Source organism: Bradyrhizobium sp. HKCCYLRH3097 (genome assembly GCF_051167875.1).
In the GTDB taxonomy this organism is placed as follows: Bacteria; Pseudomonadota; Alphaproteobacteria; order Rhizobiales; family Xanthobacteraceae; genus Bradyrhizobium.
The window spans coordinates 459,579-475,871 of sequence record NZ_JBNPTX010000004.1; the positions used below are offsets into that span (position 1 = coordinate 459,579).

The 16,293-nt window shown below is 65.3% G+C and carries 17 protein-coding genes; all 17 read right to left on the minus strand.

The genetic code is table 11. The annotated features are described in order from the left end of the window. Positions 1-266: 266 nt before the first annotated feature. Complete coding sequence (locus tag ACQR0U_RS13615) at positions 267-764, minus strand: 2Fe-2S iron-sulfur cluster-binding protein (RefSeq protein WP_434843255.1); 498 nt, start codon at positions 762-764, stop codon at positions 267-269. A gap of 21 nt (positions 765-785) precedes the next feature. Beyond that, positions 786-1,316 (minus strand): hypothetical protein, encoded by a 531-nt coding sequence (locus tag ACQR0U_RS13620; RefSeq protein WP_434843254.1) that lies wholly within the window; start codon positions 1,314-1,316, stop codon positions 786-788. Between the two features lie 7 nt (positions 1,317-1,323). Beyond that, positions 1,324-2,313 carry a 2Fe-2S iron-sulfur cluster-binding protein gene (locus tag ACQR0U_RS13625; RefSeq protein ID WP_434843253.1) on the minus strand — a complete coding sequence of 330 codons (990 nt, stop codon included), beginning with the start codon at positions 2,311-2,313 and terminating at the stop codon, positions 1,324-1,326. 57 nt (positions 2,314-2,370) lie between these two features. Next, the gene (locus ACQR0U_RS13630; protein ID WP_434872170.1) at positions 2,371-3,396 is read right to left on the minus strand and encodes a toluene hydroxylase; all 1,026 of its coding nucleotides are present in this window, start codon (positions 3,394-3,396) and stop codon (positions 2,371-2,373) included. A 21-nt stretch (positions 3,397-3,417) separates the two neighbouring features. Beyond that, complete coding sequence (locus ACQR0U_RS13635) at positions 3,418-3,717, minus strand: MmoB/DmpM family protein (RefSeq protein WP_315716254.1); 300 nt, start codon at positions 3,715-3,717, stop codon at positions 3,418-3,420. A gap of 9 nt (positions 3,718-3,726) precedes the next feature. Continuing rightward, positions 3,727-4,107: a Rieske 2Fe-2S domain-containing protein gene (locus ACQR0U_RS13640; RefSeq protein ID WP_315826578.1), complete on the minus strand. Its 381-nt coding sequence runs from the start codon at positions 4,105-4,107 to the stop codon at positions 3,727-3,729. Continuing rightward, complete coding sequence (locus tag ACQR0U_RS13645; RefSeq protein ID WP_315826579.1) at positions 4,100-4,345, minus strand: toluene-4-monooxygenase system B family protein; 246 nt, start codon at positions 4,343-4,345, stop codon at positions 4,100-4,102. Before ACQR0U_RS13645 ends, ACQR0U_RS13640 begins: the two co-directional genes overlap by 8 nt. Positions 4,346-4,435: 90 nt before the next feature. Beyond that, positions 4,436-5,920, minus strand: a complete 1,485-nt coding sequence (locus tag ACQR0U_RS13650; RefSeq protein WP_434843252.1) for an aromatic/alkene/methane monooxygenase hydroxylase/oxygenase subunit alpha — start codon at positions 5,918-5,920, stop codon at positions 4,436-4,438. Between the two features lie 427 nt (positions 5,921-6,347). Then, a complete protein-coding gene (locus tag ACQR0U_RS13655) occupies positions 6,348-6,671 on the minus strand; it encodes a 2Fe-2S iron-sulfur cluster-binding protein (RefSeq protein WP_434843251.1) in 324 nt (107 codons plus the stop codon). Positions 6,672-6,687: 16 nt separating this feature from the next. Then, complete coding sequence (locus tag ACQR0U_RS13660) at positions 6,688-7,449, minus strand: SDR family NAD(P)-dependent oxidoreductase (protein ID WP_315826582.1); 762 nt, start codon at positions 7,447-7,449, stop codon at positions 6,688-6,690. Further along, a complete protein-coding gene (locus ACQR0U_RS13665; RefSeq protein ID WP_315751478.1) occupies positions 7,446-8,063 on the minus strand; it encodes an HD domain-containing protein in 618 nt (205 codons plus the stop codon). The genes ACQR0U_RS13660 and ACQR0U_RS13665 overlap by 4 nt, the downstream gene beginning before the upstream one ends. Next, positions 8,060-9,505: an aldehyde dehydrogenase family protein gene (locus ACQR0U_RS13670; RefSeq protein ID WP_434843250.1), complete on the minus strand. Its 1,446-nt coding sequence runs from the start codon at positions 9,503-9,505 to the stop codon at positions 8,060-8,062. The genes ACQR0U_RS13665 and ACQR0U_RS13670 overlap by 4 nt, the downstream gene beginning before the upstream one ends. A 16-nt stretch (positions 9,506-9,521) precedes the next feature. Then, on the minus strand, positions 9,522-10,124 hold the full coding sequence (locus ACQR0U_RS13675) for an HD domain-containing protein (RefSeq protein WP_315751483.1): 603 nt from the start codon (positions 10,122-10,124) through the stop codon (positions 9,522-9,524). A 54-nt stretch (positions 10,125-10,178) separates the two neighbouring features. Then, positions 10,179-11,987, minus strand: coding sequence for a PEP-utilizing enzyme (locus ACQR0U_RS13680; RefSeq protein ID WP_434843249.1), 1,809 nt, complete (start codon positions 11,985-11,987; stop codon positions 10,179-10,181). Between the two features lie 43 nt (positions 11,988-12,030). After that, positions 12,031-13,110 carry a PEP/pyruvate-binding domain-containing protein gene (locus ACQR0U_RS13685; RefSeq protein WP_316185418.1) on the minus strand — a complete coding sequence of 360 codons (1,080 nt, stop codon included), beginning with the start codon at positions 13,108-13,110 and terminating at the stop codon, positions 12,031-12,033. 82 nt (positions 13,111-13,192) lie between these two features. Continuing rightward, positions 13,193-14,449: a cytochrome P450 gene (locus ACQR0U_RS13690; RefSeq protein ID WP_434843248.1), complete on the minus strand. Its 1,257-nt coding sequence runs from the start codon at positions 14,447-14,449 to the stop codon at positions 13,193-13,195. A gap of 197 nt (positions 14,450-14,646) precedes the next feature. Further along, positions 14,647-16,146: an AfsR/SARP family transcriptional regulator gene (locus ACQR0U_RS13695; protein ID WP_434843247.1), complete on the minus strand. Its 1,500-nt coding sequence runs from the start codon at positions 16,144-16,146 to the stop codon at positions 14,647-14,649. Positions 16,147-16,293 lie beyond the last annotated feature (147 nt).

Here is a 16,293-nt window from a genome sequence, read left to right on the forward strand (position 1 = left end):
CTTGTGTGACCTCCTCGGGCCCCGAAATGAAAGCGATGGCGCTTGACCCTTGGCAAGGACGATTGAGAGAACCCGTGTTGCGCTGACGCAGAGACGATCGTTCGAGCTGTTCTGAAGCGGCTCGCCGGATGCCGTGGATCGATCGAATTCAAAGCTGCGCTGGCGGCCGACCCAGCCCGGACCCAACAAACGAATGCGTCAGTGATAGAACCAGCTTCACCTTCTGCGGCTTTGATGGTCACCAACTCATACTGTGCAAAACGAGGCTATTTCGGTTTTGATCCAATCAGCCCCATCTGAGCGGATGTCGCCGGCTCATCTGTTCGAGTCCCTGTTGCTGAACGGGTGCACGCGTCGACTCGCGCCTTAGCGCGTCCGCGGCGAAACCGGAGACGTGCGCCGGGCGGATAGGCTCGCGCCAACTGATTGTGCTCGATCCGGTGTTGCATCATGTCCCGTCGGGTCTGGCGCTCGTCGAGCATCAGGACCAGATCCGAGCAGGGCTTGGTCGAACACAGCAGCAGAAAGCCGGCTTCAGCGTCCTGAGGGTAGACCGTCAGCGCATCGGAGCGGTCCACGTTGCCCGATACCAAGCGCGCGGCGCATGCGAGGCACCAGCCCTGCTCGCAGATGTAGGGCGTCTCGATGCCGGCGTCGATCATGCTGTACAGCAGATATTCGTCGGATATGGCGTCGAATATGAACGTCCCCTCCGGACGTTCCAGCCGTATGCGAAACCGCCTGGTGCCGCCTTCATTGGTCATGGCCGAGAGCTCCCTCATCGCTCACCACCGGCTGTCGGGCAATGCGACGTCGCCGATGCGGCCGCTCGCGTAGCAGTGCGCGGCCGCGATGATCCGCGCCGCAACCGCCAGCTCGCTTTGATCGCGCGGCGCGTAGACCACGAGGCTCTGCGGCGGCACGGCGCCCGCCATGTAGCGTACGAACGGATGCACCGTGCCCCAGCCCTTGGCCGCCACCTTCTGCGCCCATTCCGGCCGCAAGGTCAGGTGCAGCGACCCGTCGGGGCGAACGATGAGCCACACCGGCGCGAACACGAAGGCCTCCGGCTGGCCCATGGCATGGATGTCATCGAGCGCGAAGGCGCGGCCTGCGGCGTTCATCGGCGCCGGTACCTCTTCGACGCCAGCCAGCGCGCAGGCGCAGGACACGAGCTGTGCGGCGTATCCGGCGGGCGAGGTGTCGCCGAGCTGGTGGCAGGGCCATGTTGGTGCGAGCCGCGGCGCGCTGCCGGGACGTGTGGCGAGACGGCGCAGTCCAGGCGCCATCGCCCAGATGGGTGCAGCACCGCGCACGCCTGCTCTAGCCGAAGCTGTCATAATGAACCTGCGTGATCGGAACATCGGCGGCGCGCAGCAGCGACCTGACCGCGTTCACCATGACCGGCGGGCCGGCGACGTAGAACTCGGCCGCCGCGGGATCCAGGACTGCGCCCTGGATGACATCGGTGACGAAGCCGGCCGCATGCGGCCAGCCGGACGGCGCGTGCTCGACCACGGGCAGGTAGCGCGCCCGGGGCGTTTGCGCGATCGCCGCCGCCAGCATGTCATCGGCGGCGAGATCCGCCGGTGTACGGGCGCCGTAGATGACGTCCGCGGGCGATCCGAAATCGAGGCGCGCAGCCGCGGCCTCGCGCAGCATCGCCAGGATCGGCGCGATGCCGGTGCCTCCCGCCACGAACACCTTGCGGCCCGGCTGTCGACGCAGCGTGCAGGCGCCGAACGGCGCCTCGATGGTGATCTGCGCGCCTGGGATCAACGCGGCGAGCGCGTTGCTGCCCGTGCCGCCATCGTAGCGCTTGGCAATGAACTGCAGGACGTTGCTGCCCGGCAGGTTGCACATCGAGTAGCAGCGCCGCAGCCCTTCGCCGAGATGCAGGATCGCATACTGACCCGGCCGGAAGTCGATCGGCTCGGCCGTCTCGAAGCTGAATTGGCGGATCTCCGGCGCGAGATCGTCGATTCCGCGTAGGATCGCCTGTTGCTCGACGCATCGCGGCGTCGGCGCGGACCAGTCGCCGGGACCGCGGGCGATCGTGACGTCCGAGATCGCGCGGGACTGACAGGCCAGGATGCGGTTGCGTCGTGCGTCGCGCGGATTGACCGCCGGCGCGCCGGGAAAGATCAGATCGACCTGCCCATCGATGAGCGTCACCTTGCAGGCGCCGCAACTGCCCCAGCCGCATTCGTAAGGCAGCGCGACGCCCCCGCGTCGCGCTGCCTGAAGGATGGTGTCATGGCCGGCCGCGTCGATCGCGACACCGTCGGGCTCGATGCGGAGTTGCCGGGTCATCCACGCCATCCTTTCGGCTTGGGCGGTCGGCGCAGCACGCCGACCGCGTCTGCCAGACTACAAGCCGCAATCCGCGATCAGCCTCGCCTGGGCCGTCATGGTCCGCTCCAGGATCGCCCGTGCATCGTCGGCGCCGGGCGCGGTCGAAAGTGCCTCGCTGAGGCCGCGCGCGGCGCGTTCGCCGAGCGGCATCCACTTCGCGACCCACTCCCGCAGCAGAACCGCGTGCTCCGGGACCTTGCCGGTGGCGTAGCGCACCAGGGTCTTGGTGGTCTCGACCGCATAGGCTTCGTCGTAGTTGCGGAAGTCGTCGTGCAGCAGCGCCAGCAGGTCGTCGTCGTTCGTGCGCGCCAGATCGGCGATCTCGCGATTGAAGACGTGATCGAAGATCGGCCGCAGCACCAGATTGCGGGACACGAACGCTTCGCCCCAATCGTAGGCGATCAGCTGCTTCTCGATCAGCTCGCGCAGACCCTGCCATTGCGGCGCCTGCGTCCAGACGGTACGCGCAATACCGCTGTCGGCGAGCTCCGGGCGTCCGGTGTCGAGCGCGAGCGCCTTGGCCAGATAGGCCTGGCGCTGCACCCGCCGCATCTCGTTGCCCATCTGGAAGTAGAAGGTGTTGGTCACGAACGCCGACGGCGCCATCTGCGCGACATAGGCCGCGCTCATCTGCATCGCGTGTCCCGGGAAACGCACCGGCAGATAGGCCTGGCCGAGGAAGTCGAGCCACGGCGCAGACAGCTTGCGATAGCTGTCCTGGCGCTCGAACTCGTCGATCAGGTTGTCGCAATAGACCTCGCGATCCTTCTGGTCAGTGACATAGCGGCGATAGGTGTAGGTGAGGGGATCGCGATAGCCCTCCCAATCGTCCAGCGTGAGCCTCGAGCCTTCGCGATTCCTGAGATAGAACTGGTTGATCGACCAGTTCTCGGACAGCTCGAACGGTGCCGGCGCGCGGCGGAAGTGGCTGTGGAACTTGTAGGTGACGGCCTCGTATTCCGACGGCAGCCGGCGCTCGGTCCACAGGCTCCAAGTCTTCTTCTGCTTGCGCGCAGCCGGCTTCGCGGTCATCGCGGTCATGACGTATCCTCTCGGAATTTGTTATGTGTGGATGGTCCAGACCCATTCGTCGTCCATCGACTCGAGCCGTCCGCCGAACGACACCAGGCTCGGCTCGATCTCGGCGAGCCGGAATGGCCGCCCCAGCGCCGCCTGCATGCTCTTCTGCGTCAGGCGGAAATTCCGGTCGGCCTGGACGCGGACATAGCCGCCGCGGTCCTCGATGACGATCTCGACGTCTGGATTGTCCTGCTCGCTCGCCGCGATCACGGCGTCGATGATGTCCTCGTCGACGCCCCTGATGACGGGGCCGACCAGTTTCGGTGCTGCTGTCGTGGTCATGGGCTTGTCCTATGCGTCCTGCTCGGTCTTGTGGCGGAGGCGGCGCAGCCGTCCGTCGTTGGGCACGCCGACCAGAATCGCTTCGCCGTCCTTCTTCACCGCGTAGCGGAAGAGGCGGCAGTCGCGAGGGTTGAGGCCGCGGCCGTCATCCATGCTGAACTCCCATTCATGGGCCGAGCAGGTGATGGTGCCGGCTTCGAAATCGACCTTGCCGTCCGCCAGCAGGATCTCCTGGTGCGGGCACATGCCCTGGAAGCAACGCAGCTCGCCGCCAGGAAGGTGCATCACGATCACTTCCTCGCCGTCGACCTCGACGCCGATGAAATCACCTTCCCAAAGGTCGTCCAAGGTCGCGACCTGCCTCCACGTCACGTCGGCGTCGTCAGACATAGGCCACCTCGATCCAATCCATCGGCTGGATTCCGGACTGCGCCACCGTCATCGCGGACGGCAGCTCGCGACCGTTGTGGTAGACGCATTTCGACGCGTTCTTCTCGGCGACGCGCAGTCCGACCGCGTGCTGGGCGACCTTGTCGGCCACGATGCTCATGCTATCGCCGTCGTCGACGGGGATCAGCAGGACGACGAAGTCGCCGCGGAAGTTGGCTTGGAGCGGGAACAGGGCCACGCTTACCTCCCAGATTTGTTGTTATATCTGTGGTCGTGTCGGGTGGGGGCGTCGCTCGTAAGCGGCGCCTGTCAATTCATGCTGGGCGGATCATTCGGCCGCGAGGCGAGACGCGCCATTCCAGGCGTAGCTCTGCGCGTCATTGCCGGCGACATCGGGCGTGATGCCCATATATTGCAGCGCGCCTTCCAGGGTCGGCGGCTGGATGTGTCCGGCCAGGAAACGGTCCACGATCGAGAGATGGGTGTCGTAGCGCTCGGGCTGGCTCTTCCACACCCATTCGCAGACTTCGCAGCAGAAGTTCAGCTTGCGACCGTTGTGCGTGGTGATCCGCGGCGCCTGGCCGATGCTCGGGCTGCAGATCGGAATGTGGCAGCAGTTGCAGACGACCGGCAGCGTCGCCGGATAGGTCTTTTCGATCTGGCCTGTGCGGACATTGTCGCCGATCACGTCCCACAGCTTGCCGAACCGGTCGTTCCAGCCGGGATATTTCTGCTCGAGCCAGTCGCGCTCGGCCGCGGACACGCCCGCATCGGGATTCCACCACACGGTCGGCCGCCAGAACCAGACGCCCATGTGATAGGCGTGATGGACCCAGTCGAGCTCGGGCAGGAAGTGCTTTTCCCAGTACCATGGCACGTTCATGCCGAGGTCCTTGAACTGGTCCATGAACTGCCGGCAGATCCAGTCCTGCATGAACTCCTTGAACGACATCGTCCGGCTTTCCAGCGGCGTGTAGTAGTCCATGGAGATGCCGGTCAGCAGCGCGAACAGCTTCCACGACCGCCAGAACATCTGGTCGACCATCTTCTGCGCCTCGGCCTTCTTGCCGTTGTTGATCATGATCTTCAAGGTCGGCTCGCCCTGCTGCGAATGCCGCGCCTCGTCGGTCTGGATCGAGGAAATCAGCGCACCGAACTCGATGTCGCCGACATGCAGCGCATCCGAGGCCATGCCGAGGAACTGCAGGTTGGTGAAGCCGGTCTCGAAGGTGAAGGTCAGCTGGATCGCCGTCGACACCGCATCATTGGCGGTGAACATGTCGTCGAACAGGCTGCGCGCCGCGATCACGCCCCACTCGTTGGTGTGCATCGCCTTGTGGGCCCAGTCGAATTGCGGGTCCTTTCCGAGCAGGCAATAGGGGAAGTAGATCTGCGCCTGGCCGTGGCGGCATTCGTCGAGGGTGCCGAAGGTGGCCATGTTGCGCCAGGCAGCAGCGCGGCCGAACCGGGCCATGCGCGCCTCGCCGATCGAGGCGAAATATTCCGGAACCGGAATGGCGCCGTAATGCGCCTTGATCGCCGACTTCCAGCCGGCATCGAGATTGTCATACAAATTGGAGCGCGCAATCGTCGAGCGGATCGAGTAGATGCCGTCGTCCTTGCCGGCCTGGTTATGGACGTACTCGCGATAGGTCAGCTTGTACGGCTCGTCCCAGCCCCACCACTGCTCGCCGTGGATGCCGAAGCTCTTGGACAGCTCCTCGGGAAAGACCTCCTCCTCGCTGACATAGGAGAAGGCCCAGTTCATGTCGCGGGCCGTGTCGTAATAGTCCCGCCGCTGCAGCTTCGGCATGCGTTGCTCCTCCCGAGCTCTGTGATCGCGTTCGTTGCTCTTCGTTGCGGTCCGCTGCCGCCCTTGAACGGGCGAACGTTGTGCGGCGCGTGGCGATGGCGTACGAGTCAGGCGGTTAGACCTGATAGATCGTCGCGCGATGTTGTAGGATCCAGTGTAGGCCGCATTCTTTGGTTTTTCTTTAGGCCGCGGGTGCGCATGAACATCGGGCGTATTCGGGCGCGATTGTGAGCGTAGTCGACCGCATTCCTGCTGCTGCGCAAGCGACGAGATGATGCGATGCGAAGGGAAAGCGGCGGCGAGGATCGGCGCGGCCGTATCGACCAAGCGGGTCGATCTGTTCAAGCGAGCAGCTCGATGCCCGTCATCGTCCCACCGCCGATGATGCGTGCGGCGTGATCAAAGACCGGTGCAACCCTCCGGCCGTTCAGCGGCTGAGGCCGACGACCTGCAGCACCAGACCGTCGAGCGCGTCGGTGATCGAGATCTGGCACGCGAGGCGGCTCTCCGGGCGCACGTCGGCGGCCTCGAATTCGAGCAGGTCGACCTCGATGTCGCCGGCGGGGCCGACGCGCTCCAGCCATGCCTTGTCGACGTGGCAATGGCACGTGGCGCAGATGCAGGACCCGCCGCATTCGCCGATGATGCCATCGACACCATTGCGCTTCGCCGCCTGCATGGCGCTCTCGCCGGGCTCGGCCTCGACAAGGCGCACGGTGCCGTCCGGCTCGATGAAGGTGATTCTGGGCATGGGTCGTTGCGTGTCCCTAGATGAACTGCCGGCCGCCGTCGATGATCAGGGTCTGACCGGTGATGAAGGCCGCGGCCGCCGACGCGAAGAACAGCGCGCCGCCGACCATGTCGTCGACGTCGGCCGCGCGCTTCAGGGCTCCGCGGGACACGCCATATTCGGCGGCGTTCTCCATCAGGCCGAGGCTGGCCTCGGTGAGCGTGAAGCCGGGCGCGATGACGTTGACCGTGATCTTGTCGTCGCCGAGCTCGCGCGCCAGCGCACGCGTCATCGCAATGACGGCGCCTTTCGACGAGACGTAGTGCAGCCACATCGGCGAGCCGCTCATGACGGTGGCCGACGAGACGTTGACGATCGCGCCACCGCCGGCGCGTCGCAGCAGTGGCGCGGCCGCCTTGCTCATCATCCACACGCCCTTGATGTTGACGCGCATCACCCGGTCCCACTCGGCCTCCGGGATTGCCTCGAAGCCGCGGCGTTCGAGCCCGGCATAGATCGCGGCATTGTTGACCAGCACGTCGAGGCCGCTCATGCGCGCCAGCGCGAATTGCGCCAGCGCCGCGGTGGACGTCTCGTTCGCGACGTCGACCTCCGCCGCGTGCGCCTTGCCGCCGCGGTCGCGGATCAGCCGCGCGGTGTCGTCGGCGCCGCCGAGACGGATGTCGGCGGCGACGACCTCGGCACCGGCCGCAGCAAAGGCGAGCGCGAATCCGCGGCCCAGCCCGCCGGCCGCGCCGGTGACGATGACGCGCTTGCCTTGCAGTTGGATCGGACTCATGTGGCAACCTCGATGTGCAGCAGATCCGCCATGAACGCAGACGCCGTGCCCTCGGCGATCAGCGCCCGGGCCATGGTGGTGCCGGCCTCGGTCAGCATCGACGGCAGCACGAAGCTTTCCAGCATCGCGAGCGTCTCCTTCGGCGGCGTATCGAACCAGCCGCCGATCGTCGCGACCCCATGGCCGGTGAAGCGCCATAGCTTGTCGGCGTCCTTCATCAGCGCATCCTCATGCGAGATCGCCGTCTTTCGGGTGTCGTGGCCGTCGATGATCGCCAGGATGGTCTCGACTCTTAGCCCGGGGATCGCCAGCCGTGCGAACGCCTCGGCTGCGATCTTCACGCCTTCGATCTCGTGGGCACGTTGCAGCTCGGGATATCTGGGATTGGGGCCGACGGCGGCGGCGAGCTGCTCGGGCGGGAATTTCTTCCAGCCGACGTCGTGCATGAGGATCGCCGGCAGCACCACGGCGGCGTCCGCTTCGGGATGGATCCGTAGCAGCGCCTGGCCGAGACGATAGGAGATCAGCGTATGCTCGTCGTTGGAGCGGACGTCCAGCCACGGCCGCGCCGCAAGCCAGATCGGCAGATCCTGTTCGCGCAGAAAATGCATCATCGCAGCTCCGTGTCGTAGCTGAGATAAATCGTCTTGTATTCGAGGTAGTCCTCGATGCCGTAGCGGCCCTTCTCGCGGCCGATTCCGCTCTGCTTCATGCCGCCGAACGGCGCGCGCTGGTTCGAGCGCTGGATGTCGTTGACCCACACGGAGCCGGCTTCGAGGCGCTCGGCCAGGGTCAGTCCTGTCGCCAGGTTGCGCGAGAACACGAAGGCGGCCAGTCCATAGACCGTCGCATTCGCGAGCCGCAGCGCCTCGGTGCGATCGTCGAACGGGGCGACACCAAGCACGGGGCCGAACGTTTCCTCGGTCATGACGAGCGCGGAGGGGGGCGCATCGGCGATCACGGTCGGCGGCAGGAACCAGCCTTTGTCGTAGAGTCCGCCCGTCAACCGGACGCCGCCGGTCAGCACGGTTGCGCCGTTGGCACGGGCATCGGCGATCTGCCGCTCGCTGTTGCGGTAGATCTTCTCGTTGACAACGGGTCCCAGCGCGCAATTCGAGGTCAGGCCGTTGCCGACGTCGAGCTGCGCGACCTTGTCGGCGAGCGCAGCGAGAAAGGCCGCGTAGATGGGGCGCTCGACATAGACGCGATTGACGCGGTAGCAGAACTGGCCGGAATTGGCGAAGGCGTGACGGGCGATCGCAGCAGCCGCTGCGCCGATATCGGCGTCGGCGCAGACGATGGCCGGGCACTGGCCGCCGAGCTCGAGGGTGACGCGCTTCATCGTTCCCGCGGCTGCGGCGGCAATCGCCTTTCCGGCCCGGGTGCCGCCGGTGAACGCAATCTTGCGCGGCGTCGGATGCGCGATCATCTGCATGCCGAGGTCAGGGCCGCGACCGGTCACGGCATTGAAGCAGCCGTCCGGAAACCCAGCGGCCCGAAAGAGTTCAGCGAGCCGCAAGGTCGACAGCGGCGTGTCCTCGGCGGGCTTGGCGACGACGGTGCAACCGGCCATCAGCGCGGCGCCGAGCTTGAAGCAGAGCAGCGTCACCGGATAGTTGAAGGGCGTGATCGCGACCACGACGCCGACCGGCTCGCGTGTGATGATGATCTTTTCGCCGGCCACACCCGTCAGCGGCATCTCGGCGTGCAGGCGCAGGCCTTCCTCGGCATAGACGTCGAGCAGTTCGGCCGAGCGCTGAATTTCGCTGACGGCTCCCGCCAGCGGACGGCCGAGCTCCCTGGTCAGCAGGCGACCGAGCTCACCGGCACTCTCGCGCATCAGCCGCGCCGCGTTCCTCTGCAGGCGGGCGCGCTCTGCCACGGGCGTTGTTTTCCACGATTGGAATGCGATGTCGGCCGCGTTGATGGCGGCATCGACATCCGCGCGCCCGGCCTCCGGAACGCTGTCGACCGTCTCACCCGTTGCCGGATCGACGACGTCGAAGGTCGCGCCGCTTTGGGCTGCAACCCAGCGGCCATCGATGAACATGTCCATGTCCGCGGCCTCTCGTTCAGATCAGGTCGAGCATCAGCGCGGCACGGGTCTCGCCCAACGCCTCCTCGGCCATCAGTCGTCCGGCTTCGGTCTCGAGCACCGCGAGTTGCGTCGTCAGGCGCGACGCATATTGGCGCGGCGTCATCTTGAACCAGTCGCAGGCCACCGCGACGCCCGTGGTGGTGTAGCGCCACAGCTTGTCGGCGTCGCGCACGATCCGGTCGTTCAGCGAGCGCGGGTAGGGGCGAGTGTCGTGGCCGTCGATGATCTCGCCGACCGCGACGATGATGTTCTCCGGCCAATCGGCCTGTTCGAGGACGTCGCGTGACATGCGGACGCCTTCGCTTTCGTGGAGAAAGCGCACATCGGACTGCATCATGTTGGGACCAAATCCCTTCTCGATGATGTCCTTCATGTCGATCGTGTACCAGCCGATGTCGTGCAGGATGATTGCGAGCGAAACGATGTCCTCGTCTGCGTCCGGATATTGAGCGAGCAGCTTGCGCGCATACGCATAGGACAGGGGAATGTGGACGTCGTTCTTGCGCGCGCGCATGTACGGCTCGCTGATGCGCCAGACTTCGTCATAGCGGTTGCCGACATCGGACCTATCGAGCATTGCAATGTTCCATATGCGGAGAGAGGCCGGCGCCGCCGGCCTCTCTCGATTGGGTCAGGACAGGATGGTCACTTCGCCGGTCGAGCCGTTGACGCGCAGCATCTGTCCGTTCTTGATCGAGGAGCTGGCGCGTCCCGTGCCGGTGACCGCGGGCAGACCGTATTCGCGGCACACGATCGCGGCGTGGGACATCATGCCGCCGATGTCGGTGACGATCGCGTTGATCTTGCCGAAGATCGGCGCCCAGCTCGGCGCGGTGACCGGCGCGACCAGGATTTCGCCCTGCTGGATCTGGCCGAGATCATCGGCGGAGCGCACCACGCGGGCGCGGCCCTCGACGATGCCGGGGGAAGCGGCCATGCCGGACAGCTTGGTGGTGTTGGCGGCGCCATCGAGCCAGCGGCCGATGCTCTCCGTGGTGATGCCCCACAGCATGATCGTGAACGGCTCGGTGATGACATCGGGCGGATTGTTGAGCGCGGGCTGCGGCGGCGTCGTCGCGAGCGCAGCCAGGATCTTTTTCCGCCGCTCGATCTCGGGCGGCCAATAGGTCGGACCGATCGCCGGTGCGCCAACGGCCCAGCCGTTGCCGTAGTCGAACAGCGCGTCGCGGACTTCCTGACGGTTCAGATAGAACAGGTCGTCGGCGTCCTTCCAGAAGCCGGCATCGCGGAAGATGGCGCCGAGCTCACGCATCTTGCGCCAGAATACGCTCATCGACCAATGCTCGATGTAGAAATTGTGGTTCTCGACATAGGGGAACACGGTCCGGGCGAGCCCGAGCTTGCCCTCGAAGGCTGCGCGGGCGTCGGTATCGAGCATCTCGGCATATTCGGACGTGATGCGGTCGCGCTCTTTGGCAATGGCCTCCGTCGGCCGGTCGATCTCCTCTCCCCGCTGCACGCGGACGACGTAGTCCCTGACATAGCCGAGCGGGATGTCGAGATGCTCGATCCAGTACTTGTCGGTCGAGTAGAAGCCGTTGCCGGAGGTGAAGTTGAACCAGGGATCCTGCGCCTCGTTCCAGGCCGTCAGCCATTCGGCGCCGTTCGGCGCACGGCCGACCGCGGCCAGCGCCTCGTCGACCGATCCGCTCTTCAGGGCATCGGCGACACCGAGCTTCACGGCGAGCTTGGCGAGCTTCTTCAACTCGTCGTCCGGACGGAACAGGTCGACTTCCACGCCCTGCACCATCTTGGCGATCGCCTGATCGGGAATGGTGGGGAATTGCCCCTTCATGAAGCTGAAGAAGTCGAGATAGGCCGCGTAGCCGAGATTCAGGAACTCGAAATGGTACTGCCAGGTCTTGTAGAGCAGCTGGATCGCCCGGTCGTAGGTCTCCATCAGCGCGTAGGTGTTGTCGAGGCCGACACCGGCCGTGATCCACTCCAGCGGCACGGCTTCGGGCAGCGGCTCGAAATTGAGCGCCTCGAGATCGGCGATGTTGGCGCGGACCTTCTTGTCCCAGTTCGCCAGCAGGCGGTCCCAGTTCTGGAAGTAGTAGCCGGCGCGCTCCATGAAATGCGGTACGCGACCAGCGATCAGCTCGGGCGCCACCGCCACCGGGCTCATGTAGCAATAGCCATTGTGGATGCGGTACTCGACGCCGTTCGCCGGCGGGATCAGATAGTGCCGCGTGTTGTACTGGCCGAGACACTTGACCGCGAACTCCACGGTGACGGCGTCGAACGGCTTGAACGGGCTCGGCCAGTGCTGCGAGTCGCAGAACCAGAACTTGCCGTCCTCCTTGTCGCGCAGGCTGTTCTGGAACTGGAGATAATAGGGATAGAGCTTCTCCCAGCCCTCGGCGCCGACCGGCGTCTTCAGGTCATAGGGACTTGGGAATTTCGCATGCGCCGTCATTGTCGTTTCCCCTCGGTTTCTCTGTTGCTTGTTGTCGTGATGCTCACCGCTTGGCCTGGACCGGGGCCAGCAGCGTTCCAAGTACACCCGCAATCCCGGTCTCGTAGATCGCGGTCGACTGCTTCTTCTTCTGGCTCCAGACGGTCTCCGGCCGGCTCTGCAGCGCCACGAGGTTCTCGTCTTCAGGGAGATCGGCGTCGATCGCCCATTCGACGTCCTGCGGACAGCCCATGCTGCGCTCGAGCGACTTGGCGAGCCTGGCGACGGCGAGCACCTGGGCATTGGTCAGGGAGGGCAGGGTGCGGCGCTCCGGCGCGATTACGCGCTCGACGGTCCGGCGCTCGGCGCGATCGGCGACGAGTTCGAAATCCTTCTCGGCGATGCGGTGCTTGATGACCTGCAGAAGCACCTTCTCGACGACGAAATTGTCGGGCGTGATTTCGCCGGAGACCACCGGCTCACCGAGCCCGAAGGCGGAATCGATCACGATCTTGGTGCGGTCGCCGTTGATCGGATCCAGCGTCATCGCCACGCCCGCGGCGGCGGCGTTGACCATCTTCTGGACGCCGACCGACATCAGCACGTCGATCTGGCCGAGCCCGTTCTCGGCACGGTAGGAGATCGCGCGCGCGTTGAAGAGGCTGGCCCAGCACGCCTTGACCTTCTCGACCACGGCGTCCTCGCCGACCACCCAGAGATAGGTATCCTGCTGGCCGGCGAAGCTGGCGTCGGGCAGATCCTCGGCGGTTGCCGACGAGCGCACCGCCACCGGCAACTGATCGTCGGGCGACATCCGGCGATACGCCTCGCGGATCGCCCGCTCGACCGCGCCCGGCATCGGCTGCGCCATGATTGCGTCGCGGATCTCGTGCGACAACTTCTCTTCGTCGTCGACATCGTCGAGCACGATCCGCGACAGGCGCTCGCTGATCGTCGCCTCGAGTCCGTTGCTTCGAAGATGAAGGGCGTAGGCGTCGGTCGCGACCGCAAATCCCGCAGGAACGCGCACGCCCTGTGCGATCATGCGCGCCAGGCTCGCGCATTTGCCGCCGATGCGCGGGAAGTCGTCCTCGCGTGCGGCTTCGAACGGCACGATGAAGGATGCGGCTGCGTTGGCGCCCATGCGTCTGTTCCCCATCTTATGGCCCGGATCGGCTCCGGACTTGTTGTTGCTTGTGAAACGCGGCCCAATGACGATCGTCGTGTCAGGCCACGTCCCATTCGATCCGAAGCGCCGTCGGCACGCGGAACGAGATGTTGTGAACGAAGTCGATGGTCTGGTCGGCAGCGAGCCGGAGGCCAGGAAGCCTGCGGGTCAGCTCGCCGAGCGCGATCGCGAACTCGATGCGGGCCAGCTGCTGGCCGACGCAGGTGTGAATGCCGTAGCCGAAGGCCAGATGGCTTCTCGCGTCGGTGCGCCGGACGTCGAAACGGGTCGGCGCGGAGAACACCGCCTCGTCGCGATTGGCGGAGCCGATGAGCAGCAGGATATTGGAATTCTTCGGCACCGGCACGCCGCCGATCTGGGTGTCCTTCAGGGCGCGCCGGCGCCAGGCCACGATCGACGGGCTGAAGCGCAAGCACTCCTCGACCGCATTCGGAATAAGCTGCGGCTCGGCGATGATGGCTTCCCAGTTGTCGCGCCGCTGCAGCAGCTCGCGCATGCCGTTGGCCATCAAGGTCGTCGTGGTCTCGTGGCCGGCGAACAGTGCGCTGTAGAGCACGCCGGCGATCTCCTCGTCGCTGATCTCGGCGCCGTCCTTCTGCAGTCGGACCAGATCGCCGGGCAGATCGTCGGTCGGATCATCGTGGCGCTGACGCACCAGCGCGCGGCAGTAGGTCCAGTATTCGACCATGTTGCGCGCATGCACGATCTGCTCTTCGTCGCTGAGGTCGCCCCAGGTCAGCAGCGCGCGGCTCACCGCCCAGGACTTCACGCGCGGCACGTCCATATTGGGAATGCCGACCAGCTTGAACAGCACCAGCGCCGGCACATCATAGGCAAACTCGCGGAAGAAGTCGGCATGTCCGCGATCGGCGAAGGCATCGATCGCCTGGTTGACGATCGCCTTGATCTCCGGCTCGATCGCCCTGAACCGACGCGGCCCGAAGCAGCCCTGTACCAGCTTGCGGATGCGGGTGTGATCGGGCGGTACCCGCGCCGACAGGCCGGAATAGGCGGTGAAGCCGCCCTCGCGCATGATGCGCTTGCCTTCCTCGCACATCGGGCGAAGCGGGGCCTGGGCGTTCTCCGAGGAGAATGTGCGCCAGTCGTCGAACACGGCCTTGATGTCGGCGTGGCGCGCGACGACGTAGTATTTCAGCTCGTCGGAGAAGAAGACCGGCGCCTCGGCGCGGGCCCATTCATAGAACGGGAACGGATCGCGCATCTCGAAGGGATCGAAGTCTTTGGCGGGGTCGCTATAGGGGCACCGCGCCAGCTGAGCTGCCGAACCTGGCATGTCGTCCTCCCATTCGCCGCCTTTGCCGGCGACGTTGTCATGGACTCACTCTAAGCGGCGGCCTTTGGGTTTTCTTTAGCCCCTAACTCTATGGCAAATTGAGATAAATCGTCAATTCTGCTGGCGGCGGCACCCCCCATGGCGCATGGCTTGGCCGGCAAAGGTCGTGTGACCGAGCCGGTCGCGAGCGAGCGGCCTCACGCCGTGAGCTTGCGGTGCAGCTCTTGAAGCGCGGCGCTCTTCGGCCGGTTGTCGAAATGCTTGAGCGAGTCGAGGTACAGCTTGAACTGGCGGTCGATCGCCTCGCGTCGGCCTTGCGCCTTGAACACCTGCATTGCCTCGGCATGCGCCATCTCGCACAAGGGGTCGATCGCCAGCGCCTTCTGGCAATGCGCGAGCGCGGCCGAGTGGTCGTTGCGTTCGAGATAGATCCGTGCCGCGTCGCGTTGCACCTTGAAGAACATGTCGCGCAGCCAATAGCGCTTGCTCCAGCACCAGTCGCGCTCGCCATCGTCGGCGTACTCGACCGGAATGTCCTCGAACAGGTCTCCGGTGTACAGACGGTCCGCCGCCTGCAGACAGATCAGCGCCTCGTCGCTGGCGCCGGCCTTGATGTGACCCTGGGACTGGCGGCAGAGCTGTTCGAAGGTTGAGATGTCGAGCCAGCTGCGCTCCGGGGGCACCAGCACGTAGCGCGATCCCTCGCGCCGGACATAGTTGCGCGTCTCGTCGCGTCCGTTGGGCTGGCCGAGCGCCAGCCGCAGATAGCGCACGGTGTGATAGAGGCGGTTGCGCGCAGCCTCAATGTCCTCGGCGTTGGGCCAGAGCAGATCCGCAAGCTCGTCGGTGGCTGCGCCATGGCCGCCCTTCTGCAGCAGATAGGCGAACAGGGTCTTAGTCTTGCGGGTCGCTCCGCCGGGCGGGTCCCAGTTCACCTGGCTGCCGTCGTTGCGATAGATCCGCAAGCGTCCGAAGCAGCGGATCTTCCAGCGGTCGCGGCTGTCGAGATGAACTGTACTGGGCTCTTCCGCCGATCGCCGCAACAGCCACATGGGGTCGGCGCCTTCGGCTGCGTGCAGCGCGGCCGCCGATGTCCCGATCCGCAACTCCGGCGCGATCGTGCCGAGCCAGAAATCGACCTGCTCGCGCAATGCGCCGCGCGTCTGCAGCCGCGACGGCAGCCAATGCGGATTGTCCACCAGTCCGGCGCTGGTGAGGATCTGCGGATGGCCGCGCAGTGCGACGAGCAACTGCTCGTCGATCAGCACCCGGCGGTTATAGAGAGAGGCGATCGAGACCTCGGACTGCTGGGTGAGCGTTTCCGCAAGTGCGGGCCAACCCTCGAAATTGGCCGTCGCCGAGTTGGTCTCGAGGCCCCAGCTCATGTCGACGACGAGCAGGGCAGGCCCTTGTTTGCGGGTTGGTGCCACCCACCTCTCGATTCGGCCTGCGACATCTCGAAACGAGATCGGCACCCGCAGCAGCGCCATCTCGACAAAGCTCTTGCCCTCGACGAATCCGGTCTTGTTGATGCGCTTTGCGAGCTTCTCGACCCGCGCGACCGCGTTGACGTCCGCCGCGATCACGAAGATCCGGCAGGGCTGTGCGACAGTCTGGTAAAGCTTGAAGAAGTCCGCAAAAAGAAGCTTTTGCTGCGTCGCGAATAGCGCGAGGTTGACACAACTATTCTTGGTCATGGGTACTCACCCGCGGCAACCCCATTGCAGTCAGCCAGACTGGAGGTAGTCTAAGAGCGGCCGCCGGAAGGTTTCAAGGCCCTGTTTCGCGAGCATTCCTGCAAGCTGGCGAGAGCCAAAAGCCGTGAAATGCGGCAGCGAAATGAA